Annotated in this window: 25 protein-coding genes; 15 read left to right on the top strand and 10 right to left on the bottom strand. The window is 69.2% G+C overall.

What is annotated here, in order from left to right:
* Positions 1-6: 6 nt before the first annotated feature.
* Positions 7-534: a DUF3280 domain-containing protein gene (locus tag MCBMB27_RS10380; RefSeq protein ID WP_043380837.1), complete on the bottom strand. Its 528-nt coding sequence runs from the start codon at positions 532-534 to the stop codon at positions 7-9.
* 186 nt (positions 535-720) lie between these two features.
* On the opposite strand from MCBMB27_RS10380, the gene MCBMB27_RS10375 reads away from it, so the two are divergent.
* The 9 genes from MCBMB27_RS10375 to MCBMB27_RS10335 all read left to right on the top strand — a co-directional run bounded on the left by MCBMB27_RS10375 (position 721) and on the right by MCBMB27_RS10335 (position 9,513).
* Entirely contained in the window at positions 721-1,992 is a 1,272-nt protein-coding gene (locus tag MCBMB27_RS10375; RefSeq protein ID WP_075380358.1) for an ABC transporter substrate-binding protein, read from the top strand.
* A gap of 121 nt (positions 1,993-2,113) precedes the next feature.
* Complete coding sequence (locus MCBMB27_RS10370; protein ID WP_043348205.1) at positions 2,114-3,097, top strand: YVTN family beta-propeller repeat protein; 984 nt, start codon at positions 2,114-2,116, stop codon at positions 3,095-3,097.
* Positions 3,098-3,164: 67 nt separating this feature from the next.
* Positions 3,165-3,599, top strand: coding sequence for a cupredoxin domain-containing protein (locus tag MCBMB27_RS10365; protein ID WP_083683465.1), 435 nt, complete (start codon positions 3,165-3,167; stop codon positions 3,597-3,599).
* Complete coding sequence (locus MCBMB27_RS10360; RefSeq protein ID WP_075380357.1) at positions 3,599-3,841, top strand: hypothetical protein; 243 nt, start codon at positions 3,599-3,601, stop codon at positions 3,839-3,841. The genes MCBMB27_RS10365 and MCBMB27_RS10360 overlap by 1 nt, the downstream gene beginning before the upstream one ends.
* Positions 3,838-4,587, top strand: a complete 750-nt coding sequence (locus tag MCBMB27_RS10355) for an ABC transporter ATP-binding protein (RefSeq protein ID WP_075380356.1) — start codon at positions 3,838-3,840, stop codon at positions 4,585-4,587. Before MCBMB27_RS10360 ends, MCBMB27_RS10355 begins: the two co-directional genes overlap by 4 nt.
* Positions 4,584-5,477, top strand: a complete 894-nt coding sequence (locus tag MCBMB27_RS10350; RefSeq protein WP_043348198.1) for an ABC transporter permease — start codon at positions 4,584-4,586, stop codon at positions 5,475-5,477. Before MCBMB27_RS10355 ends, MCBMB27_RS10350 begins: the two co-directional genes overlap by 4 nt.
* 13 nt (positions 5,478-5,490) lie before the next feature.
* Entirely contained in the window at positions 5,491-6,129 is a 639-nt protein-coding gene (locus MCBMB27_RS10345; RefSeq protein ID WP_043348195.1) for a hypothetical protein, read from the top strand.
* 247 nt (positions 6,130-6,376) lie between these two features.
* A complete protein-coding gene (locus tag MCBMB27_RS10340; RefSeq protein ID WP_075380355.1) occupies positions 6,377-8,947 on the top strand; it encodes a TonB-dependent receptor in 2,571 nt (856 codons plus the stop codon).
* Between the two features lie 212 nt (positions 8,948-9,159).
* Complete coding sequence (locus MCBMB27_RS10335; RefSeq protein WP_078947280.1) at positions 9,160-9,513, top strand: hypothetical protein; 354 nt, start codon at positions 9,160-9,162, stop codon at positions 9,511-9,513.
* 42 nt (positions 9,514-9,555) lie between these two features.
* On the opposite strand, the gene MCBMB27_RS10330 is transcribed toward MCBMB27_RS10335, so the two are convergent.
* From MCBMB27_RS10330 to MCBMB27_RS10315, 4 genes are all read right to left on the bottom strand, one after another.
* Positions 9,556-11,073, bottom strand: coding sequence for an undecaprenyl-phosphate glucose phosphotransferase (locus MCBMB27_RS10330; protein WP_075380354.1), 1,518 nt, complete (start codon positions 11,071-11,073; stop codon positions 9,556-9,558).
* A gap of 144 nt (positions 11,074-11,217) precedes the next feature.
* Positions 11,218-12,417: a glycosyltransferase family 4 protein gene (locus MCBMB27_RS10325; protein ID WP_075380353.1), complete on the bottom strand. Its 1,200-nt coding sequence runs from the start codon at positions 12,415-12,417 to the stop codon at positions 11,218-11,220.
* A 140-nt stretch (positions 12,418-12,557) separates the two neighbouring features.
* A complete protein-coding gene (trhA, locus tag MCBMB27_RS10320) occupies positions 12,558-13,241 on the bottom strand; it encodes a PAQR family membrane homeostasis protein TrhA (RefSeq protein ID WP_043345925.1) in 684 nt (227 codons plus the stop codon).
* Positions 13,242-13,391: 150 nt separating this feature from the next.
* Entirely contained in the window at positions 13,392-14,495 is a 1,104-nt protein-coding gene (locus MCBMB27_RS10315; protein WP_075380352.1) for a COX15/CtaA family protein, read from the bottom strand.
* Positions 14,496-14,681: 186 nt separating this feature from the next.
* On the opposite strand from MCBMB27_RS10315, the gene MCBMB27_RS10310 reads away from it, so the two are divergent.
* The gene (locus MCBMB27_RS10310) at positions 14,682-14,888 is read left to right on the top strand and encodes a DUF2842 domain-containing protein (RefSeq protein WP_043345928.1); all 207 of its coding nucleotides are present in this window, start codon (positions 14,682-14,684) and stop codon (positions 14,886-14,888) included.
* Between the two features lie 69 nt (positions 14,889-14,957).
* A complete protein-coding gene (locus MCBMB27_RS10305; RefSeq protein WP_083683462.1) occupies positions 14,958-15,323 on the top strand; it encodes a hypothetical protein in 366 nt (121 codons plus the stop codon).
* A 66-nt stretch (positions 15,324-15,389) separates the two neighbouring features.
* On the opposite strand, the gene aat is transcribed toward MCBMB27_RS10305, so the two are convergent.
* From aat to MCBMB27_RS10285, 4 genes are all read right to left on the bottom strand, one after another.
* Positions 15,390-16,073: a leucyl/phenylalanyl-tRNA--protein transferase gene (gene aat, locus MCBMB27_RS10300; protein ID WP_043757844.1), complete on the bottom strand. Its 684-nt coding sequence runs from the start codon at positions 16,071-16,073 to the stop codon at positions 15,390-15,392.
* Positions 16,074-16,152: 79 nt separating this feature from the next.
* Positions 16,153-17,505, bottom strand: a complete 1,353-nt coding sequence (gene accC, locus MCBMB27_RS10295) for an acetyl-CoA carboxylase biotin carboxylase subunit (RefSeq protein WP_043380714.1) — start codon at positions 17,503-17,505, stop codon at positions 16,153-16,155.
* A 104-nt stretch (positions 17,506-17,609) separates the two neighbouring features.
* On the bottom strand, positions 17,610-18,083 hold the full coding sequence (gene accB / locus MCBMB27_RS10290; RefSeq protein WP_053610675.1) for an acetyl-CoA carboxylase biotin carboxyl carrier protein: 474 nt from the start codon (positions 18,081-18,083) through the stop codon (positions 17,610-17,612).
* Positions 18,084-18,240: 157 nt separating this feature from the next.
* The gene (locus MCBMB27_RS10285; protein WP_043345940.1) at positions 18,241-19,023 is read right to left on the bottom strand and encodes a DsbA family protein; all 783 of its coding nucleotides are present in this window, start codon (positions 19,021-19,023) and stop codon (positions 18,241-18,243) included.
* A gap of 210 nt (positions 19,024-19,233) precedes the next feature.
* Here MCBMB27_RS10285 and MCBMB27_RS10280 point away from each other — a divergent pair, with 210 nt between their 5' ends.
* Entirely contained in the window at positions 19,234-20,388 is a 1,155-nt protein-coding gene (locus tag MCBMB27_RS10280) for a pyridoxal phosphate-dependent aminotransferase (RefSeq protein WP_053610674.1), read from the top strand.
* A 3-nt stretch (positions 20,389-20,391) separates the two neighbouring features.
* Here MCBMB27_RS10280 and MCBMB27_RS10275 read toward each other — a convergent pair whose 3' ends face one another.
* Complete coding sequence (locus MCBMB27_RS10275) at positions 20,392-21,090, bottom strand: phosphoglycolate phosphatase (protein ID WP_075380350.1); 699 nt, start codon at positions 21,088-21,090, stop codon at positions 20,392-20,394.
* A 173-nt stretch (positions 21,091-21,263) separates the two neighbouring features.
* On the opposite strand from MCBMB27_RS10275, the gene MCBMB27_RS10270 reads away from it, so the two are divergent.
* From MCBMB27_RS10270 to MCBMB27_RS10260, 3 genes are all read left to right on the top strand, one after another.
* Positions 21,264-21,728, top strand: coding sequence for a hypothetical protein (locus MCBMB27_RS10270; RefSeq protein ID WP_043345945.1), 465 nt, complete (start codon positions 21,264-21,266; stop codon positions 21,726-21,728).
* A 130-nt stretch (positions 21,729-21,858) separates the two neighbouring features.
* Entirely contained in the window at positions 21,859-22,572 is a 714-nt protein-coding gene (gene rpiA, locus MCBMB27_RS10265) for a ribose-5-phosphate isomerase RpiA (protein WP_053610672.1), read from the top strand.
* Between the two features lie 44 nt (positions 22,573-22,616).
* Complete coding sequence (locus MCBMB27_RS10260) at positions 22,617-23,207, top strand: DUF2059 domain-containing protein (protein WP_043380704.1); 591 nt, start codon at positions 22,617-22,619, stop codon at positions 23,205-23,207.
* Positions 23,208-23,249 lie beyond the last annotated feature (42 nt).

Genomic DNA, 23,249 nt, shown 5'->3' with positions numbered 1-23,249 from the left:
ACCGTCTCAGGACTTCCCGGGCAGCGGCTCGGCGAGCAGGCGGTTCTTCACCACCCAGCGCATCGCGTGCGCCCAGGTATCGTCGGTGTCGGCGCGGATCGTCACCTGGCCGCCGCGCACCGCCTTGCCGGTATCGGCCTCGGCGATCGTGACGCTCAGGTTGAAGATCTGACCGGACCCCTTCTCCACATAACCGGTCACGACGAGGTCCGCACCCAGGCTCTTGGCGATGTCCGCCGCGCAGCCGTTGCATTTGTAGAGCGGCCCCTCCTTGGCGACGACGTCGGCCTTGGATGCGGTATCGACGATCTCCAGCCCGGCCCTGTCACGGAGGGCGTTGCGCAATTCGTCCGTGACGAGGGTGAGTTTCCGCGCATCGACCGGCCGCGTCCGGGTTCCATAGGAGGCGCCGGGATCGAAGAGTTCGACCGGAAACACGGCCGCCTTCTCGGCGGCGCTGGCCGCGCCGGGCAGGGCGGCCGAGAGCGCCACGAAACTGCAGGCAATCGCGGCGCGGAGAGACGTCAGGCGCATCGGCGGGAGCTTCCTCTCGAGGCGTTCGGCCGCCCGTATCGGCGGCGTCGTTCCCGCCATAGGTCGGGCGAAGGGACAATTTGGCAATGTACTTCCGCGTCCACCTATCCCACGACGGCAACGTGAACGTCGGGACGACACGCCGCGGTTGAGCGGCCAGAGCGGAAGCTGATAGAGGCCGCCTACATGCATCATCCTGCACCCGACACCGTCTTCCGGCCTCCGACGCGCCCAGCTTGGCTGCGCGCTGCCCTCGTCGCGCTGGCCCTGGCTCCGCCGTCGGCATGGGCCGAGGACCAAGCCCCGGCTGCGGCGGCGCAACCGGCCCAGCACGCGGCCCCGCAGGGGATCGAGACCCATATCGGCCTGATCTACCGGCCGCAGCCTGCGCCGTCCTCCTACGATGCCGAGGCGGCGCCCGAGGACGAGGGCCTGGCCGGCGCCAAGATGGGCATCGCCGACAACAACACCACCGGCCGTTTCACCAAGCAGTCCTACGTCCTCGACGAGGTGGCGCTGACGGACGACAAGCCGGACGCCGTGGCGGCCGCCAAGACGCTGATCGGCAACGGCGTCCGCTACCTCGTCCTGGCGCTCCCCGCAGATTCCGTCCTGGCGGTCGCGGACGCGGTCAAGGACACGGGGGCCGTCATCCTCAACGCGGGGGCTGCCGACGACCGTCTGCGCGGCACCGATTGCCGCGCCAACGTGTTCCACATCCTGCCGTCCCGGGCGATGCTGACCGATGCCCTGGCGCAGTACCTGACCGTGATGCGCTGGCGGAAGCTCTTCCTGATCGTCGGCCCGACCGAGGCCGACAAGGCCTACGCCGACGCGATGCGCAATTCGGCGCGGAAATTCGCGCTGAAGATCACCGCCGAGAAGCCCTGGACCTTCGGCCCGCTCGCCAAGGCGCGCGGCGACACGCCGACCCGGGCCGAGGCGATGGTCTTCACCCGGGGCCTCGACTACGACATGGCCGTCGTGGCGGATGAGGAGGGCGACTGGGGCGACTACGTTCCCTACCGCACCGTCGATCCGCGGCCCGTCGGCGGAACGCAGGCGCTGACGCCCACGACGTGGTCGCCGGTCCTGGAGACCTGGGGCGCCGCGCAGGCCCAGAACCGCTTCCGCCGGCTCGCATCGCGGCTGATGCGCCCGCTGGATTACCAAGCCTGGGCGGCGGTGCGGACAGTCGGCGAAGCCGTCACGGCGAAGAAGACCAACGATCCGGCCGTGATCGCCCCGTACCTCGTCGATCCCGCCTTCACCCTTCCGGCCTACAAGGGCGTGCCGCTGAGTTTCCGGCCCTGGGACCATCAGTTGCGCCAAGCGATCATCGTCGTGCAGCCCAAGGCGCTGGTCTCCGTCGCGCCCGAGCAGGGCTTCCTGCACCAGCGCACGCCCCTCGACACGCTGGGCGTCGACCTCCCGGAGACCACCTGCAAATTCAAGTAGGCCCGCGGCCTGCGGCGATGGAGAGCGGCCAAGGCCCTCGCAACGCGCGGGAATCGCACTACAAACCACCGGAGAGAACGTCCGCCGAGGACGCCGGGAAGCCGCAAGGGAAGGAATTGGGATGAGCCGCCCCGTCGAGGCATGTCTGAGTGGGATCGCCCTTGGGGCGTGGTTCGCCCTGTGCGGTCCGGCCGCCGCCTTCACCGCCTACGTCACGAACGAGAAGGGCAACTCGGTCAGCGTCATCGACACCAACACGATGGCGGTGACGGCGACCTGGAAGGTGGGGCGGCGCCCGCGCGGCGTGACCGTCTCCAAGGACGGCAAGGAGGTGTACGTCTGCGCCAGCGACGACGACCGGATCGACGTGCTCGATACCAGTTCCGGCAAGGTGGTGCGCTCGCTGCGCTCCGGGCCGGATCCGGAGCAGTTCATCCTCGATGCCTCCGGCAACCCGCTCTACGTCGCCAACGAGGACGACAGCCAGGTCACGATCATCGACATCGAGAAGAACAAGGTGCTCGCCGAGGTGCCGGTGGGGGTCGAGCCGGAGGGGATGGGCCTGTCGCCGGACGGCAAGGTCCTGGTCAACACCTCCGAAACCACCAACATGGCCCACTTCATCGACACGAAGACCTTCCAGGTCATCGACAACGTGCTGGTCGATGCCCGGCCGCGCTTCGCCGAGTTCACCGCCGACGGAAAGTACCTGTGGGTCTCGGCTGAGGTCGGCGGCACGGTGAGCGTCATCGACGTGGCGCAGCGCCGGGTGATCAAGAAGATCACCTTCAAGATCCCGAGCGTGAACGACGAGGCGATCCAGCCGGTGGGCATCCGGATCACCAAGGACGGCAGCAAGGCCTTCGTCGCCCTGGGTCCGGCCAACCGCGTCGCGGTGATCGATGCCAAGACCTACGAGGTCGAGAAGTATCTGCCGGTCGGCCAGCGCGTCTGGCAACTGGCCTTCACGCCGGACCAGAAGATGCTGTTCACCACGAACGGCACCTCGAACGACGTCTCGGTGATCGACGTGGCCGCCGAGAAGGTGGTGAAGAGCATCCCGGTCGGGCTCCTACCCTGGGGCGTGGCGATCTCGCCGAACTGATCAGCGCGACCTCCGGGCGCCAAGCGAGGACGGCCGCGCGCGAAGCGGCCCTAGGGTGGAACACGACATGACGCGCATGTTTCGAACGGCGGCCCTCGGCCTGGCAGGGCTGCTCGCCGCAGCCCCGGCGAGTGCCCTCGACCTGACCAAGAAGCGGGAGAACCTGCCCGACCTCGTCCTGGGCGACGATCAGGGCAACGACTTCGTGGTCGAGAACAAGGACATCACCCTGGAATCCGGCAAGGCCTACCGGCTGCGGATCGTCGCCAAGGGGCGCCAGGAATACAAGTTCTACGCGCCGGAGTTCTTCCGCTACATCTGGTTCAACCAGATCGTGATCGAGCACAAGGAGATCCACGGCGGCGGACCGCCCGATCACCTGGAGTTCGACGATCCCGGCGAGATCGCCATCGAGTTCGTGGCGATCAAGCCCGGCACCTACAGCTGGGCGGCGCGCGGCCTGGAATCCAAGGGCATGACCGGCACGCTGACGGTGAAGTGATGCGCATCCTCCTGTTCTCCGCCTGCCTCCTCGCTGCCGGTCCGGCTTTCGCGGCCGACGATGCCTCCGCCTGTGCCGAAGGCATCACGATGATCCGCGACGCCCTTGCGCTGAATCCGCCGGAGGCGGCCGTGCCGAAGCTCAAGAAGGCCCTGCGGGTGGCCGAGCGGGAGCAGAAGGAGGGCGAGTTCGACGAGTGCCTCGACGCCGTGGCCGACGCCCGCAAGGTCCTGGGCCGATGAGCACATCCGAGGCGGCGGCCCTCCTGATCGAGCATGTCGGCCACCGGTTCGGCGCCCGCGCTGCGCTGGACGACGTCTCGATCACGGTGGAGCGCGGGCACTTTGCCGCGCTGCTGGGGCCGAACGGCGCCGGCAAGACGACGCTGTTCTCGGTCATCACCCGGCTCTACAACAACCAGACGGGGAGGGTCTCGATCTTCGGCCACGCCCTCGATCGCGAGCCGTCCCGGGCGCTGGCGCGGCTCGGCGTCGTGTTCCAGGCCCGCACCCTCGACACCGATCTCACCGTCGAGCAGAACCTTCTCTACCATGCGAGCCTGCACGGCATCACCCGCACCGCCGCCAAGGTCCGGGTCGGCGAACTCCTCGACCGCGTCGGTCTGGCGGACCGGCGCCACGACAAGGTTCGCACGCTCTCGGGCGGCCAGTCGCGCCGCATCGAGATCGCCCGCTCGCTGATCCACCGCCCGAACCTGCTGCTCCTCGACGAGCCCACCGTCGGACTCGACCTCGAGTCGCGGGCCGACATCGTGGCGATCGTCCGCGCCCTGGTGCGGGAGGAGGGATTGTCGGTGCTCTGGGCAACCCACATCTTCGAGGAGATCGCGGACGACGACGATGCGGTGGTCCTGCACCGGGGCCGGATCGTCGCCCGGGGACGGGCCGGCGAGATCGGCATGCCCGGCGAGGCGCTCGCCGACGCGTTCCGCCGCCTCGTGGCCGAACCGGGAAGGGCGGCGGCATGACCCATCCGACACCCCTCGCCACACGGATCGGCGCCGCCCCGCCGCGGAGCCAAACGGAACGGATCGGTCGCCTCGACGCGGTGGGCTACCTGATCTGCCTCGGCGGCATCGTCCGCCGCGAACTGCTGCGCTTCTTCAATCAGAAGGAGCGGTTCTTCTCGGCGCTGGTCCGGCCGCTGGTCTGGCTGTTCATTTTCGCGGCGGGTTTCCGCAACACGCTCGGCGTGTCCATCGAGCCGCCCTACCAGACCTACGTGCTCTACGAGGTCTACGTGGTGCCGGGCCTCGCCGTGATGATCCAGCTGTTCAACGGCATGCAGTCGTCCCTGTCGATGGTCTACGACCGCGAAGTCGGCTCGATGAAGGTGCTGCTGACTTCGCCCTATCCGCGCTGGCTGCTGCTGCTCGCCAAGCTGATCGCAGGCGTCGCCGTCTCGATCGTGCAGGCCTACGCGTTCCTCGCCGTGGCCTATTTCTGGGAAAGCGACATCCCGGTGCTCGGCTACCTCACGGCGCTCCCGGCCTTCCTGGCCACCGGGCTCATGCTCGGGGCGATCGGGCTGTTCCTGTCCTCGCTGGTCCGCCAGCTCGAGAACTTCGCCAGCGTGATGAACTTCGTGATCTTCCCGATGTTCTTCGCTTCCTCGGCCCTCTATCCCCTGTGGCGGATTCGGGAATCCTCGGAGACCCTGTACTGGATCTGTGAGCTGAACCCGTTCAGCCACGCGGTCCAGCTCGTCCGCTACGCCCTCTACGTCCAGTTCGAGCCGGTCGCCTGCGCCGTGGTGGTGGGCGTGGGGCTCGCCTTTTTCGGCATGGCGGTGGTCGCCTACGATCCCGGTCGCGGCATCATGGCCCGGCGCGGCGGCCCGGCCGGCGACAACACCTGATGGAGCCTGCCCGATGAACGTCCTCCTCACCCGCATCCTCGGCCCGGTGCTGGGGCTGGCCTTTCTCTCCGGCCCCGCCCTGGCTCAGCCGAAGCCGGACCCGAATTGGCCCTGCGTCCAGCGCAAGGTCGCCACCCTGAGCGCCGGCCAGTTCTGGACCGGACCGGACGTCGCGGCGGCCGGCGATTGGGGCAGCGACAACGATGCGGCGGTCCTGGCGCAGAAAATCGCCTCCCGGCGCACGGACCTGTCGCAGGTCGGGCCGCTCCTCGACACGTTCGTGGAGAAATTCGGGTCCGACAAGGACGCGAAGGACAAGGCCCTGACGCGCGTCTTCGCGGGCGTGTTCGAGGTGCTGAACGGCGAGCGGGACAAGGTGGTCAGCGGCATCGCGCGCTACGCGCAGGGGCAGCGCCGGATGGCCGAGCGGATCCGCGACGAGGCCGACAAGATCAGCCAGGTGAAGGACGCGCCGAGCGCCTCGGACGCCACCGAGCTTCCCAAGGACCAGTCCGAGCTGGAGACGAAGTTCGCCTGGGATCGCCGGATCTTCCAGGAGCGAAGCCAGTCACTGACCTATGTCTGCGAGGTTCCACAGCTGCTGGAGCAGCGGCTCGGCGAGCTCGCCCGCCTGATCCAGGCGCGACTCTGACAGCGTTCGGCCTCCTCTTGCCGATTCATCCCGAGCATATTGCCGAAACGTCCCTAAGCCTCTGAGATCGTTATCGAAACTGTTGCCGTTTCACCACGTCGTGACGGCTTAGCTTGGCTCCGACCGGAAATAGAGCCGAAACGCGGCTCGCGTGTTCTTGAACCAATTGTGTGCGTCCCCGGCACCCGCCAAGAGAGACCCAAGCTCGGAAGTCACGAGCATGTGTTCGGTCTTGAGGGGGTTGGGGATGTCACTTCGGGCGCTTCGGAGCAGCCTGGTCGCGTCAGCATCGGTCCTGGCGGGAACGGTTCTCCCCACCGCCGTGCAGGCTCAGCAATCGGTGACGCTCGGCGAGATCAGCGTCGTCTCGACGTCGCCGGTCGGGTCCGGCGGCGGCAATTCGAGCCAGGCGCAGATCTTCAACGGGCCCGGCCCGGTGCCGCCGGCGGGTTCGGTGGGACCGAGCATCGGAACGCGGCTGCGCGGCTCCGAGCAGCCCCTCTACAAGATCCCCAGCACCGTCGAGTCGGTCACCGCCAGCGATCTCACGATCGATCGCGCCAGCAACAACCTGACCACGACGCTGGCCCGGCGCACCCCCGGCATCAACGTCTCCGACTCGCAGGGCAACAACAACCGCGTCGACATCACCTATCGCGGCTTCACGGCCTCGCCGGTCCAGGGCGTGCCGCAGGGACTCGCCGTCTACCAGAACGGCGTGCGCATCAACGAAGCCTTCGGCGACATCGTCAATTTCGACCTGATCCCCCCGCAGGCGATCCAGCGGATCGACGTCGTCACCGGCAACCCGGTCTTCGGCCTCAACGCGCTGGGCGGCGCGGTCAACATCCAGATGAAGAACGGCTTCACCTGGCAGGGGACCGAGATCTCGGCTTGGGGCGGCTCGGACGCACGCACCGCCGGCTACCTCGAATACGGCAAGGTCTCCGGCCCCTGGAGCGTCTACTTCACCGGCGACGGCCTGAACGACCGCGGCTGGCGCTACGAGAGCCCGAGCACGATCGGCCGGATCTACGGCGATATCGGCTACCGCTCTCAGGATTCGGAGTTCCACCTGATCGGGCTCGCCGCCCGCAGCTTCTTCGGCGCAGCCGCCGCCACCCCGGTGGACTTCACCCACCGCGACCCGCGGGCGATCTTCACCTACCCGCAGACCACCACCACCGAGGTCGGCACCCTCCAGCTCACCGGCCGGGTGGACATCTCGCCGACCTGGGATCTCGCCGGCAACGCCTATTTCCGCCGCTTCAGCCAGACCTACGTCGACGGCAACGACGGCAACTTCGAGAATTGCAGTACACGGTCGAGCTTCCGCGGGAATCTCTGCTTCGAGGATGACGGCTTCAGCCCGGCTGCCGGCCAGTCGCAGAACGCCTTCCGCAACCAGTTCCTGATCCTGGGCCAGCAGAACCAGCGGATCCCGTTCCGGGCGGGCATCCCGTACGGCACGCTGGACACGACCCGGACGGAAGCCACCGGCTTCGGCGGCTCGCTGCAGGCGGCCAACCGCGACCGGATCTTCGGCCTGTCCAACACGTTCGTGGTCGGCGGCAGCATCGACGCGGCCAACTACTCGTTCAAGTCGTCCAGCACCCTGGGCGTGATCAACCCGAACCTGTCGATCACCACCGATCCGAGCAACCCGTTCTACGGCAACATCCCGGGCCTCGGCACGCCGCAGCTGCGGACCGCGGGCGCGCTGGGCATCGCGCCGAGCTCGGTCAACGGCTCCAACCTCTATATGGGCCTCTACACCCTCGACACGCTCGACGTGACCGACCGGCTGTCGCTGACCGCCGGTGCCCGGCTCAACTTCGCGCGCATCCAGAGCGAGGATCTCACCGGCTTCTCGCCGGACGTGACCGGCACGCACTACTTCAACAAGATCAACCCGGTCGCCGGCCTGACCTACCGGTTCTTCGACGCGCTGAACCTCTACGGCAGCTACTCGGAGTCGAACCGCGCCCCGACCCCGCTGGAACTGGCCTGCGCCAACCCGGACCGGCCGTGCCTGCTGCCGAACTCGCTGGTGGCCGACCCGCCGCTCAAGCAGGTCACCGGGCGGACCTACGAGGTCGGCTTCCGCGGCCAGCTGCCGAACACCTATGACGGCGGCATCATCACCTACAAGATCGGCGCCTTCCGCACCGACCTCGCCAACGACATCCTGTCGCTGGCCACCCCCGGCAACACCGCCCGCGCCTATTTCGTCAACGTGCCGTCGACGCAGCGGCAGGGCATCGAGGTCGGCGGCGAGTACACGGCGGATTACCTGCGGGTCTACGCCAACTACGCGCTGGTGGATGCGACCTTCCAGTTCAACGGCACCCTGTCGTCGCCCAACAACCCGCTGGCGGATGACGGCGCGATCCAGGTCCGCAAGGGCAACATCGTGCCGCTGGTGCCGACCCATCAGATCAAGGCCGGGTTCGACTACTTCGTCACGCCCAGCTGGCAGTTCGGCCTCTACCTCCAGGCGTTCTCCTCGTCCTACTTCCGCGGCGACGAGTCGAATCTGAACCGTAAGCTGCCGCCCTACTACGTGCTGAACTTCCAGACGAAGTATCAGGTGACGAAGAACCTCGAGGTCTTCGGCCTGATCACCAACCTGACCAACAACCGCTACGCCACGTTCGGCACCTTTGCCGAGCCGGGCGCGGTGGCCGGCAACCTGCGGATCAGTGATCCGCGGACCACGACCCTGGCGCAGCCGTTCTCGGTCTACGCCGGCATCCGCTACGCCTTCGGTGCCGACCCCGTGCCGATGTCGCCGGAGCCGATCATCCGGAAGTACTGATCCGTCCCAGGTGTCCAGAAGCGGGCGCCTCCCGCGGCCGACCGGCCGCGCGGGGCGCCCGTCGCGTTTCGCGGCCCTGCATGCGGCCTCCTGTCTCGGGAACGGGCCCGTCTGCCCGGCGTCTCCCCGGTAGCCGCGCCGGCGCGTCACAATCCGCTCAGGAACGGGATGTCAGCGCCGGCCGCAATCCGACACCGTGGAGTTTCATCCTGATGATCATGCGTTTCGCCGTTGCAGCCCTGGCCCTGGCGGCCGCCACGCCGGCCCTGGCGACCCCGTGCGCCGACGAGGTCTCTACGCTGCAGAGGCGGCTCGACAGCGCCGGCGCCGTCGCAGTGACGGGCAAGACGCCGCCCGGCGGCCCAACCTCGTCCAACTCGCCCAAGGCGCTCGACACGCCGCCGAAGCTCACCGAGTCGGATGCCGCGGTGAAGCCCACGGCTGCGGGTGTCGAGGAGGCCAAGAAGCTCGTCGCGCAGGCGAGCCAGCAGGACAAGGCCGGGGATGCTCAGGGCTGCCGCGACACGATCATGAAGGCCAAGGAGAAGGCGGGCGCCCTGCCGTAGCGGCACCCGTGGCCGGCACCGTCCGGGTGCCGGCCCCTCTGCTCAGTAGGCGTTCTCGGTCTTGAACAGCGCGAAGGGCGTGGTGAGCAGGATCTGCAGGTCGAGCAGAACCGACCAGTTCTCAATGTAGTAGAGGTCGTGCTCGACGCGCCGCTGCAGCTTCTCGGACGTATCGGTCTCGCCGCGCCAACCGTTGACCTGGGCCCAGCCGGTGATGCCGGGCTTGACCTTGTGGCGGGCGAAGTACCCGTCGACCACCTGATCGTACAGGGTGTTGGCGGCTTTCGCCTGAAGGGCGTGCGGGCGCGGGCCGACGAGCGACAGGTCGCCCTTCAGCACGTTGAACAGCTGCGGCAACTCGTCGAGCGAGGTCTTGCGGATGAAGCGGCCGACCGGCGTCACGCGCGGATCGCCCCGCGTGACCATCCTGGCGGCGCCGGCATCGCACTGATCCACGTACATCGAGCGGAACTTGTAGACCTCGATCAGCTCATTGTTGAAGCCGTGGCGCTTCTGCCGGAACAGGACCGGCCCGCGGGAGGTCAGGCGCACGGCGAGGGCGATCACCAGCATGAGCGGCGACAGCGCCAGAAGCATCATCAGACCGACGCACCGATCGAACACCGCCTTCACCACCACGTCCCAATCGGCGATCGGCCTGTCGAAGACGTCGAGCACCGGAACCGAGCCCAGATACGAGTAGCTGCGAGGACGCAGGCGCAGCTTGGCGGCGTGGGCCGAGAGCCGGATATCGATCGGCAGAACCCAGAGCTTGGCGAGCATCTGGAGGATGCGCGCCTCCGCGGTGATCGGGATCGTGAAGACGATCAGGTCGAGCCGGGCGTGCCGCGCATAGGCCACGAGGTCGTCGACATTGCCGAGCTTCGGATGCCCCGCCACCACGTCCGATGACCGATCGGCGTTGCGGTCGTCGAACACGCCGACGATTCGGATGCCGCTCTCGCTCTGTGTCTCCAGGGCGGCGATCAGGGCTTCCGCGGGCTGGCCGCCGCCCACGATGGCGGTGCGCCGGTCGAACCGTCCGGCCCGGGTCTGGGCATCGATGATCCGGAAGAGGACGAAGCGCCCGATCAGCAGCATCGCGAGGCCGGCGCCGAAGAAGGTTCCCAGCCAGAGGCGCGAGTAATGGTCGGCCACCTTGGCCAGCACGAGGCCGGTGGCGACCATCAGAAAGGTCAGCGACCACGCCACGATCAGCCGGATCGCCGTCCTGAAGAAGCTCCGGAAGGCGGCGATCCGATAGCCGCCGGACGCCTGAATCAGCGTCACGGTGGTCACGGCGATCATCCCGATGGCGCCTGCATAGGTCAGACCGAACGGCACGCGGCCGCGCAGCATCAGCACGTGCAGGAGCGTGCCGAGGCCGAAGATCAAGGCGCATTCCAGCGCGCGCACCAGCCCGGCCACGACGACGGGAGAGATCGCCGTGGGCCCGGGAACCGCAGCCTCGGCGAGGGGGACGCTGTCACGAGCCGGCGCCGAAGAGGCCTCCATCGGCACGGCGGCGTCGAGAAGATCGCGAATATCGAACGCGCTCATCGATCGGCTCCCCCCGAGCCCTGCAGCCGCCACTTCGAACGGAGCTTGGCACGGGGCATTGATTGAAGACTTAAGGGCGAGGCTGTCGCCGCCTTTTCCACTGCGACGCACAAGCCCCGGCGCATCACGTCCCTGCGACCGAGCTCAGGCGGTCCGGGCTCCGGCGATCTCACCGGGGGCAGGCTTGCGGCTTTGCGCGCGGGCCTCGAAGGCCGCGGCGTAGCCGGAGATCACCTCGCTGCCCATCCGCTCCAGCGAGAAGCGCTGCCGGATCGATGCGCTGAGGCTCTGCGTCCGGGCGGCGAGCACATCGGGTGGGGCGTCGAGGACGCGCCGGATGCCGTCTGCGAGCGCGCCCGCATCCCCGGACGAGACCAGATCGGATGCGGCCGGACCGAAGATCTCCGGTATGCCGCCGACTCGGGTGGCGACCAGGGGCTGCGCCGCCGCCGCGGCTTCCAGCACGACGTAGGGCAGCGATTCCGCCAGCGACGGGACGACCAGGATCCGTCCGCGGGCGAGGACGGAGCGAATCGCCTGGGGCGGCTCGAACGCCACCGCGTCGGCGAGACCGAGGCGTGCCACGGTCTCGCGGAGGCTCTGGGCATCCGGGCCCGAGCCGACCATCAGCAGGCGCAGCGCCCGGCCCTCGGCGCGGAGCCGGACCAGGGCTTCGAGCAGAAAGGGCAGACCCTTGGCCTCCCGCAGCTCGCCGACATAGAGCAGGTCGAAGGGCTCCGCGACGCGGTCCAGGGGCGCGAACTCGGCCTCGGCGATACCGTTGTGCACGATCCGCGTCACACGCTCGGGACCGCCGACGAAGCGCCGGTGCCGGCCGGCGACGTACTCGCTCTCGAACAGGAACGCGTCGGTGCGGCGGGCCAGCATCGCCTCGGCCCCCATGTAGAGACGGTGGAGCCCAGTGCCCGGACGGTAATTGTAGCTGCCGCCATGCGGGGTGTACGCGCGGATCGCCGGGCCCGCCCCGGCAAGGCGTGCAAAGACACCGCCTTTGGCGCCGTGACCGTGAAGCACCTCCGCGCCGACCGCGGCAGCCCGTTGCGCGACGTTCCGGAGGCAGGACCAGTCCGACGGATGCGGATTACGGCGCATGGGGATGCGGAGGAGGCCGAGATCGAGGATCGGCAGCAGATCCGCCAGGGCTCCCGCGGCGCGCTCGCCTCCGGTGGTGGCGTCGCAGACGATCCCGACCTGATGGCCCGCGGCGGCCTGCAGGCGGGCGAGATCCATTACGTGCCGGAACAGGCCGCCTACGGGCGCCCGGAACACGTGAAGGATCCGGTAACGCTCAGCACTGCCAGGGGCGTTCGACTTCGGGACCACGGTTCAGCTCCCGGGAATATAAGTTCCCAGGTTATGATCCACCGGTGGTCGCGGGACACTTAAAGCAGGATCGGGGGGCTCGACCTTTCGGTCGGGACGGTAAGCGGAGTTTTACGTGCGAGGCCGCAACCGATCCCGCCCTATGTCAGCGGTGCGCCGTTCAGGCTGGCCCAGATCGTCCCGTAATGGCAGGCCGCCGCGGCCAGGACGAAGCCGTGCCAGATCGCGTTCTGGAAGGGCAGGGTCCGCCAGATGTGGAAGATCACACCGATGGAGTAGAGCGCCCCGCCGATGCCCAGCAGCCACAGAGCCGTGGGCTGGAGCGCTGCGATGACGGATTCGTACGCGAGCAGGCCGCTCCAGCCCAGCAGCAGGTAGAGGCCGATCGACAGCCGATCGAACCGGCCCGGCAGGAGCAGCTTCACGGCGATCCCGATCAGCGCCACCACCCAGATGATCGCCAGCAGCGCATAGGCTCGGATCCCCGAACCCACGAGGGCGACCAGCGGCGTGTAGGTGCCGGCGATCATCAGGTAGATCAGGGCGTGATCGGCGCGGCGGAGCAGCCATTTGCGCGGACTCACGGGGTACAGGTTGTAGAGGGCAGAGACGCCGAGCATCAGGACCAGTGCCGCGGCGTAGACGACGACCGCCGCCCGCTCGCCGAGGCCGAGATGTGTGGTGACCGCCGTGGCCACTAGGGCTACCGCGCCGGCGAAACCGAGGAGAACGCCGAGGCCGTGGATCACGCCATCCGCCACGATCTCCCGCGGCGTGTAGTGCCAGGTCAGGGAGAGGGGTCGGCCATCTTCCGCGAGAGACATCTTGAAGCCTCCTGCAACGCTTGCAGCATAAAGCTTGAGAAGTCTAAGTCGTTCCCCGTGCAGATTGCTGATGCGGAGTTATCCCAAGGTTCCACTAAAAGCGGTAAAAGTCTCGTGCAGCGCAGCACGATGGCCGCACCGCACGATAGCCTAGATCCGGCCTCTCGCCAGCCCCTCGAACCCCAGGGGCGGCTCCGCGGCCGCCGGCATCACTACGCCGGATCCCCGGCTGACCCGGGCATGGACTGTCGCCATCGTCAGCACGGCCATGGCCAGCACCTGATGCGCGAGCGCCGCCCAGAGCGGAACGGCGAGGAGCAGCGTCGCGATTCCCAGCGCCATCTGGGCGAGAACGAGGATCACGACACCGTTGGCGCGGCCGGCCGCGTTCGCCGGCCCGGTGAGGCGGGCGTCGATGGCGTGAAGGATCGCCACGACCAGGACCAGATAGGCCGTCACCCGATGGTCGAACTGAACCAGGGCGTGGTTGTCGACGAAGTTCTCGATCCAGGGCCGGATCGCGAACAGGCTGTCCAGCGGCGGCACGAAAGCGCCGTCCATGGTGGGCCAGGTATTGAAGACGAGGCCGGCATGGGAGCCGGCGACGAGCCCTCCGAGGAAGATCTGCACCAGCACCAGGATCGGGAGCACCATCGCGGTCGCCTGCAGGCGTGCCGGGACCGGCGCCAGGACGCCGCGGCGCTCGCCCGCCGCCAGCCAGACGAGGCCGGCCAGGATCAGGCTGGCGGTGGTGAGGTGCAGGGCGAGCTTGAGCGGGGCCACCGCGGTCATGCCGGGCTGGAGGCCCGAAGCGACCATGATCCAGCCGATGGCGCCCTGAAGGCCGCCGAGCACGCCGAGGCCGAGCAGCCCGAATCCGAGACGCCGGCTTATCCGGCCCTGCCACCAGAACACGATCAGCGGCAGGAAGAACACGAGGCCGATGAGCCGGCCGAGGACGCGATGGCCCCATTCCCAGCCATACAGGACCTTGAACGCGGACAACCCCATCCCCTGGTTGAGGATGTTGTATTGCGGCGTGTCCTTGTACTTGGCGAATTCGGCGGCCCAGTCGGCCTCGGTGAGGGGGGGGATCGCCCCGGTCACGGGGCGCCACTCGGTGATCGACAGGCCGGACCCGGTCAGACGCGTCGCGCCGCCGACCGCCACCATGGCGACGACCATGGCCGCGACCACGTAGAGCCAGGTTCGCACCGCCCCCGACCGCCGGTCGCCCGCGCCACTCATGTCCATGCCCGTCCCTTCCGCGGATGCCGGGATGCCCCGGCCGCCGCCTTCGGGTTAGGGGATGTCCGACCGCCCAGCAACGGCGCCGGCGCCGCAGCCCGCGTCAGCGGGCGCGTTGCCAACCGGACCACAGGACGGTAGCCGTCCCCGGTCGGCGCCGGGAGCGCCGGCCGCGAGGCCACGGACACAGCAATGCGTCGCCGCACCCGAACCCTGATCGGCACCCTCGTGATCCTCGCCTTCGTCTGCCTCTACGGCCCGCTGGCGATGGCCCTGGCCGACAGCCGCATCGCGGAGACGCCCGCGCCGGTGCAGGCGGTGATCTACTCGATTCTCGGCATCGCCTGGATCTTCCCGCTGATGCCGCTGATCCGGTGGATGGAGCGGCCCGATCGCTGACGCCGATCCCTCGATTTTGCCGCACTCGGGGATCACAAGCCTGCCCGTTCCCGCTCGAGATCCCGCTCCGTGCACCGCCCGTCCCTATGCCTTACGCCTCTGGCTGCCCTCGTCGTGATGCTGGCGCCCTTGCCGGTCCTGGCTCAGGGGACCCCGCGCTCTATCGGTGAATGCGAGCGCCTGAAGAACGACCTCGCCTACAATCAATGCCTCGCGATGTTCGGCCCCGCGGCCAAGAACGTCGCCGGCGGCTACGCCTCGGCCGACACCGCTGTGGCCACGGCTGCCACCCCGGCGGCCGCCATGGCAGAGCCAATCCCCCAGGTGGAGGAGACGGCCGAGGCCAGCACCAGCCGCCGCCGGCGCTACCGGTCCGCGCGCGGCCGGCAGTACGCCTCGTTCTCGACCGGCTACCGGCACCGGCGCCGGCGCTGACGCCGGCCTCCGGATCGTCCGCTCCGACGCCTGGCAGCTCGACCGGGATCCTCTGGGATCTCGACCCTAAGGCAGGTCCGGAGATTCCAGAGCCTCGAGGACCCGCGCGCCCGGCATCGAGCCGTCGCCGGGCCAGACGTTCCAGTCGGCGACCTGATCGAGGGCTTCGGCGAGCCGCCGCTTGTAGACGTGCCGCGGCACCTCCTCGGCGCCGAACTGGGTGAGATGGTCGGTGACGAACTGGGTATCGGCGAGCCGGTAGTGCCCGGCGCGGAGGCGGGCCATCAGGTGGACGAGGGCGACCTTCGAGGCGTCGCGCACCTCGTGGAACATGCTCTCCCCGAAAAAGGCCGCCCCCAGCGAGACACCGTACAGGCCGCCGACGAGCCGCCCGTCCGCGCCCGCATAGACCTCGACCGTGTGGACATGGCCGAGATCGAACAGGGCGCCGTAGAGTTCGCGGATCCGTGCGTTGATCCAGGTGCGCTCGCTGTCCCGGCGCGGCGCGGCGCAACCGTCGATCACAGCTTCGAAGTCGGTGTCGCAGCGGACCACGAACTGGTCGGACCGCACCGTCCGGGCGAGGCGCCGGGGGACGCGGAACGCGTCGAGGGGCAACACGCCCCGCGCCTTGGGCTCGACCCAATAGAGCGTCGGGTCGTCGGCGTCCTCCGCCATCGGGAAGATTCCCGCCGCGTAGGCCTTCAGCAGGATCTCGGGGGTGATGTCCACGCGGGCGGAATCGTGCATGCCGTGAGTGTCGCGCGCGGCCGGCGCGAAGACCAGATCCCGCGCGTGGAGCGGTCGCCGCAGCCCCGCCCCGGTCCGGTCAGGCTTTCATGCCGCCGTCTTCCAAGAAATGCTCCAGCCAATGGATGTCGTAAAGGCCGTTCTGCACGTCCGGGTTGCGGACCAGCGTCCGGAACAGCGGCAGCGTCGTGTCGATGCCGTCGATCACGAACTCGTCCAGCGCCCGGCGCAGGCGCATCAGGCACTCGTTGCGGGTCCGGCCATGGACGATCAGCTTGCCGATCAGCGAATCGTAGTTCGGCGGGATCCGGTAGCCCTGGAACGCCGCCGAATCGACCCGGACGCCGAGGCCGCCCGGCGTGTGATAATGGGTGATCTCGCCCGGCGAAGGCCGGAAGGTCTCCGGGTGCTCGGCATTGATCCGACACTCGATGGCGTGGCCCTCGACCTTGATGTCCGCCTGGCTGACCGAGAGCGCCCCACCCGAGGCGACCTGAATCTGCTCGATGACGAGGTCGATTCCGGTGATCATTTCGGTCACCGGATGCTCGACCTGGATGCGGGTGTTCATCTCGATGAAGTAGAACCGGCCGTCCTCGTACAGGAACTCGACGGTCCCGGCGCCGAGATAGCCGAGTTCCTTCATGGCGTTGGCGCAGATGCCGCCGATCTCGGCGCGCATCGATTCGTTGAGCGCCGGCGAGCCGCCTTCCTCCCACACCTTCTGGTGACGGCGCTGGAGCGAGCAGTCGCGCTCGGCGAGGTGGACGGCGCCGCCGCGCCCGTCACCCAGCACCTGCACCTCGATGTGGCGGGGCTTCTCCAGATATTTCTCGAGATAGACCGCGTCGTCGCCGAAGGCGGCCTTGGCCTCGGACCGGGCCATGCCGATCGCCTGCTCAAGCTCGGCCTCGGTGCGCGCGACCTTCATGCCGCGGCCGCCGCCGCCGGCCGCCGCCTTGACGAGGACCGGGTAGCCGATCTCCGCTGCGACGCGCTTGGCCTCATGGGGATCCTCGACCCCGCCCTCCGAGCCCGGCACGCAGGGGATTCCGAGTTTCAGCGCCGTGCGCTTCGCCTCGATCTTGTCGCCCATGGTGCGGATGTGCTGCGCCTTGGGGCCGATGAAACCGATCTGGTGATGGGCCAGCACCTCGGCGAAGCGGGCATTCTCCGAGAGGAAGCCGTAGCCGGGATGCACGGCATCCGCTCCGGTGATCTCGCAGGCCGCGATGATCGACGGAATGTTGAGGTAGCTGTCGCGGGCGGCGGGCGGCCCGATGCAGACGCTCTCGTCGGCCAGCCGCACATGCATGGCATCCGCGTCGGCGGTGGAGTGGACCGCCACGGTGGCGATCCCGAGTTCCTTCGCCGCCCGCAGAATGCGCAGGGCGATCTCGCCGCGGTTCGCGATCAGGATCTTGTCGAACATCGGACCCGTTAGGGCGTCCTGGCGATCCCGGACCGCGCAGGATGCTCTATCCTCTTGAGTTGCGGCATCGTCCGGGACGGAGCGGCGAGCGCCCGGCGGACGTCCTAAGTGATGACGAGCAGGGCCTCGCCGAACTCGACCGGCTGACCGTCCTCGACGAAGATCGCGCTGATCGTGCCGGCGCGGGGCGCCACGATCTCGTTGAAGGTCTTCATCGCCTCGATGAGCAGAAGCTTGTCGCCGACCTCGACCTTCGAGCCCACATCCACGAAGGCCTTGGCGTCGGGCGAGGGCCGGAGATAGGCGGTCCCGACCATCGGCGAGGGCACGGTGCCGGGCTGCGCGCGGGCCGGCTCGGCCGGGGCGAGGGGGGACGGCGCCGCGGCCGCCGCCGGGGGCGAGGCCACGGCCGCGAGGGGCGCGGGCGCCGCCACCTGAACATTCACGGGTTCGAGCCGCCGCGCGACACGGATGCGCAGGTCGCCCTTCTCGACCTCGATCTCGGACAGGCCGGTCTCGGTGACGAGGTTGGCGAGCTCGCGCACGAGTTCGGGATCGATGGCGTCGTTCTTTGGCATCCGGCCTACTTCGTCTCGCGGCACGTCGGTGCGTCCATCCGGGCTCGGCCCTGGACCTCCACCGCGGCCCTGCGGCTGGCGGCTCTTAGACGAAGGCGCCCCGGCGCGACAAGGCTGCGCGGAACGCCTTCGGGGTCCGTCGGGTCGATCCGTCAGCTCAGCAGGAGGCGTGGCCGCACTGGCGCACGTCGGCGATGGTCTTGCGGATCGGCTCGACGCCGACCGCGCCCGGGATCACCTCGTCGCCGATGATGAAGGCCGGCGTGCCCGAGAGGCCCAGACGGTCGCCGAGACCGCGGTTCTCGCTAAGCGCGGCCTTCACCTCGGGGGAGGCCATGTCCTTCTGGAGCTTGGTCGTGTCGGCGCCGAGGTCCTTGGCGACCTGGATCGCCCGGGCGCCGTTCACCCGGCCCTTGGTCTCCAGGAGCTTCTGGTGGAACTCCCACAGCTTGTCGCCCTTGAGCTGCTGGCGCACCGCGATGGCCACCTGGCTCGCCTCGAGGGATTCCGGGCCGAGCACCGGGAAGTCCTTGATCACCACCCGCAGCTTCGGATCGGACTTGATCAGCGTCTGGACGTCAGCCAGCGCCTTGCGGCAGTAACCGCAATTGTAATCGAAGAACTCGACCAGCGTGACGTCGCCCGACGGGTTGCCGGCGACGACATCGTGAGGCCCGTTGAGCAGCGCCTCGCGCGACTCCTTCAACGCGGCGGCCTGGGCGAGACGCTGCGTCTCGGCCTGCTGCTTCTCAGCCTCGGCAAGGGCCTCCTGAAGCACTTCGGGATGCTTGATCAGGTAGTCCTTGACGATCGCCTCGATGCCGGCGCGCTGCGCGTCCGTGAAGGGCGCGGCGGGGGGCGTCGCGGTCTGCGCGAGGGCGGGGACGGCGACGAGGCCGAGCGCCAGGACCAGCGCGGGCAGGGGGCGGATGAAAGGCATGGATCCTCGCTTGCGCGGCAGGCCGGCCCGCGCGTGGCGCGAGCGGTAGGGGCTGGGTTAGGCGTTTTCGCGGCGTCCGGTCAAATCCTGCCCGTGCCGATCGAATCGGTCGCGGCTGCCGGTCCGGCATCCGGTTGAGGCGCGGGCCGCGAGGGTCTACCCCCGGCGCGCCGGCAGCGCGGCGCAGACGACTTTGCAGCGAGGGATGCCATGACCCCGATCTCCCGGCGGGCCGCCGCAGTCCAGCCGTTCCTCGCGATGGATGTCATGGCCGCCGCCGCCGCCAAGGCGCGGGCTGGCGTCGACGTGGTGCGGATGGAGGTGGGCCAGCCCTCCGCCCCCGCGCCCGGCCCGGTGATCGCGGCCGCGCAGGCGGCGCTCGCCACCGGCCGCATCCCCTACACGGAGGCCCTCGGCCTGCCTGCCCTTCGGGCCCGCATCGCCCGGGACTATGCCGAGCGGCACGGCGTCGCGGTGAGCCCGGAGCGGGTGGTGATCACGACCGGATCCTCGGCCGGCTTCGTCCTCGCCTTCATGAGCCTGTTCGATTCCGGCGACCGGGTCGCCGTGCCGCAGCCCGGATACCCGGCCTATCGCAGCATCCTGACGGCCCTCGACCTCGTTCCGGCGCCGATGGTGCTGCGCGCCGAGGACCGCTTCGCCCCGACCGCCGCCCTGCTCCGCGAGACCCATGCCCGCGCGCCGGTCGCCGGGGCGCTGGTGATGAGCCCGGCCAATCCCTCCGGCACGGTGATCACGGAGGCCGCCCTGCAGGATCTCTGCGCGGCAACGCGCAACCTCGGCCTGCCGCTGATCTCCGACGAGATCTATCACGGCCTCAGCTACGGCCTGCCCACGGTCACGGCCCTGCGCTTCGACCCCGACGCGGTCGTCATCAACTCCTTCTCGAAATACCATTGCATGACCGGCTGGCGCGTCGGCTGGATGGTCGTGCCGGAGGCGCTGGTCCGCCCGATCGAGCGGCTGGCGCAGAACCTCTACATCTCGGCGCCCTACCTCTCGCAGGTCGGTGCGCTGGCGGCCTTCGACGCCACGGAGGACCTGGACGCCGTGCGCGACGGCTACGCGCGCAACCGCGCGATCCTGCTGGACGCGCTCCCGGCCCTCGGCCTCGGCCGCGTGCATCCCGCCGACGGCGCCTTCTACCTCTACGCCGACGTCTCGAACCTCACCGACGACGCCTCGGATTTCTGCCGGCGGATGCTGGACGAGGCCGATGTCGCGGCTACGCCGGGTCTCGATTTCGACCCGGATCTCGGCCACCACCACGTCCGGTTCTCGTTCGCGGGCTCGGAGGCCGAGTGCCGCGAAGCGGTGTCGCGGCTGAAGACCTGGCTGCGCTGAGGATCAGGCGAGTACGGCCGGTACGAGGGCGCCCACCGCCTCGACAAGCTGCGAGAAGTGCTCGATCACCCGATCGGGCCCGAGTTCGGAAACCGGGCGATCGGTATAGCCGAAGGTGACCGCCACCACCGGGATGCCGGCGGCCTTGGCGGTGTCGATGTCGGTCCGGGAATCGCCGACCATCACGGCACGCGCCGGATCGCCACCGGCGCGTGCGATCGTGCCGGTGAGATGGCGCGGATCGGGCTTGGCTTGCGGGAAGGTGTCGCGGCCGCAGATCGCCGCGAAGCGGTGACCGATGCCCAGGAGGCGCAGCAGCTCCACCGATTGCCCCTCAAACTTGTTGGTGCAGACGGCCAGCGTGAATCCCGCCGCCTCGAGAGAATCGAGGGCCTCGACCACGCCGGGGAAAAGGTAGGTCGTGTCGGCAAGGTGGTCCCCGTAATGGTCGATGAAGGCATCGAACAGCCGGTCGTGGTCTTCCGGCGAGAGCGGCCGACCCTCGGCCTCGAAGCCGCGCCGGATCAGCGCCCGGGCGCCGGCCCCGATCAGCCCGCGCGCCTGGGAAAGGGGCAGCTCCGACAACCCCTCGCGCGCCATCAGGACGTTGAGCGTGCCGATCAGGTCGCCCGCGGTCTCCGCGAGGGTCCCATCCAGGTCGAACACGGCGATCGGTGGCGGGGTCGTCGGTTCGGTGGGCATGCCTGCGGGGCTCCGTGCTGGCCGGGATCTCGAAACGGCGTCGCTATCGGGGCCGGCGATGCGGGGCAAGCCGGCGGAGGGGACGCGGCAGATGCACCGATCGTCTCACCCAGCGCCCCAGACTCGCCTGAAAGCGCGGCGAAACGCAGCGCGTACCAGCCCCGGGATCCGCGATGAAACCGTCTCTGCCCCTTCTGGCCGTCTGCGCCGTGCTCCAAACCCTGCCGGCGGCCGCGACCTCCTTCGAGTTCGTGCCCGCGCCACAGACCGACCTGAACCGGATGTACCGGGTCGACAAGGTGACCGGAGAGGTCACCTCCTGCCAGTACGGGCTTCAGGAATCGGCGGGGGGAATCGGCCAGACGGTCTGCTTCGGGCCGGGCGAGGGCGCCGGGCCCCAGACCCCGTCGGAATACGGGCTGGTGGCGAGCCGCCACACCCGCGAAGCCGGGGTCTTCCGGGTGAATTACCGGACCGGCGAGATGAGCATCTGCTTCGTGCTGGTTAAGAAGGAGCAAGTCGTCTGCACCCAGCAGGGCAAGCCCGGGGTCGAGAGCGCGTCCGATGCGCCGCTGACCGGACCTGCGCCCGGTCGGGCCGGGGCCAGCGCCACGCCGACACAGGGTGGGCGGCCGTGATGCCGCCTTGCCGGCGTGGGCGTTCCGGTCGGCCCGGTCCCGTGCTACGGGCCGACCGAATCTCACGGAGAGACCGGCTGCCCATGACGCGCGATTCCTCGCCCAACCTCGCCGATCGGGCGGTGTCCCGGTGAGCGGGCCGGATCTGCGCCGGGCTGCGGCCGCCCGCGCCCTCGACCTGGTCGAGCCGGGCATGCGGCTCGGCCTTGGGACGGGATCCACGGCGGCGGCCTTCGTGGCGCTCCTCGGCGAGCGGGTCGGCGCCGGACTCGACATCCTCGGGGTCCCGACATCCGAGGCGACCCGGGCCCAGGCGGAGAGCCTCGGCATCCGCCTCGCGACCCTCGACGAGCAGCCGGAACTCGACCTGACCATCGACGGCGCCGACGAGGTCGACGACCAGCTGCGCCTGATCAAGGGCGGCGGCGCGGCCCTGCTGCGGGAGAAGATCGTCGCCTGCGCGAGCCGCCGCATGGTGGTGATCGCCGACGCGGCCAAGCACGTGGCGCGGCTGGGCGCCTTCCCGCTTCCGATCGAGGTCAATCCCTTCGGCCTCAAGGCCACGCACCGGGCCGTCGAGGCGGCGGTCGCGGCGGCCGGCTGCTCCGGTGCGGTCCGGCTGCGCGGCCGGCCCGATGGCAAGCCCCTGGTCACCGACGGCGGCCATTACATCCTCGACGCGCATCTCGGTGCGATTCCCGATCCCGAGGCTCTCGGCGCCGCGCTGTGGGCCGTGCCGGGCGTGGTCGAGCATGGCCTGTTCCTCGGCATCGCCGACGCCGCGATCCTGGCGGCGGCGCGGGACGGGCAGGCCGAGGTCACCGTTCTCGGCAGCCTCGCCTGAGGCGCCGTCCTCAATCGCAGGTCATCCTCGCAAGAAAGTCCAGCATGTCCCGACGCCTCATCGCCGCGCCCGGCCTCGCGCTCGGCCTCGCGCTCCTGGCGCTTCCGCATCCAGCTGCAGCCCAGCCTCAAAAACCCGCGCCGACCAAGCCGACGGCGCAGCCGAATGCCCCGGCGGGCGGCACCCCGGCCGCCAATACGCCGGCGGCCTCCACCTTTTCGCCGAGCCATCTGGCACTCGCCCGCGAGGTGATGCTCAGCTCCGGTATCGCCCGTTCGTTCGACTCGGTGCTGCCCGCCTTCGCCGATCAGATCCGCAAGCAGACAGTCACCAGGCCCGAGCTTTCCAAGGATCTCGAGGAAGTCCTGGCCTCGCTGCAGCCGGAGATGGAACTGCAGAAGCAGCGCATGATCGACATCGCGGCGCGGACCTACGCGTCGAAATTCTCCGAAGCCGAGCTGAAGGAGATCGCGACCTTCTTCCGCTCGCCCGCCGGGAAGCACTATGTCGAGGCGCAGCCCCAGCTTCTCGACGAGATGGTGCAGGAGATGCAGGACTGGACGCAGGACGTCTCGGAATACGTCATGGTCCGCGTCCGCGCCGAGATGGGCAAGCGCGGGCATCAGATGCAGTGAGGGTGGCCGCCCCCGCGGGTCGATCACCGTGAGAGGTCGACC

Source organism: Methylobacterium phyllosphaerae (assembly GCF_001936175.1).
Taxonomy (GTDB): Bacteria; Pseudomonadota; Alphaproteobacteria; order Rhizobiales; family Beijerinckiaceae; genus Methylobacterium; species Methylobacterium fujisawaense.
Note: the sequence above shows the minus strand (reverse complement) of the source record. Positions and strands in the feature narration are given on the sequence as shown.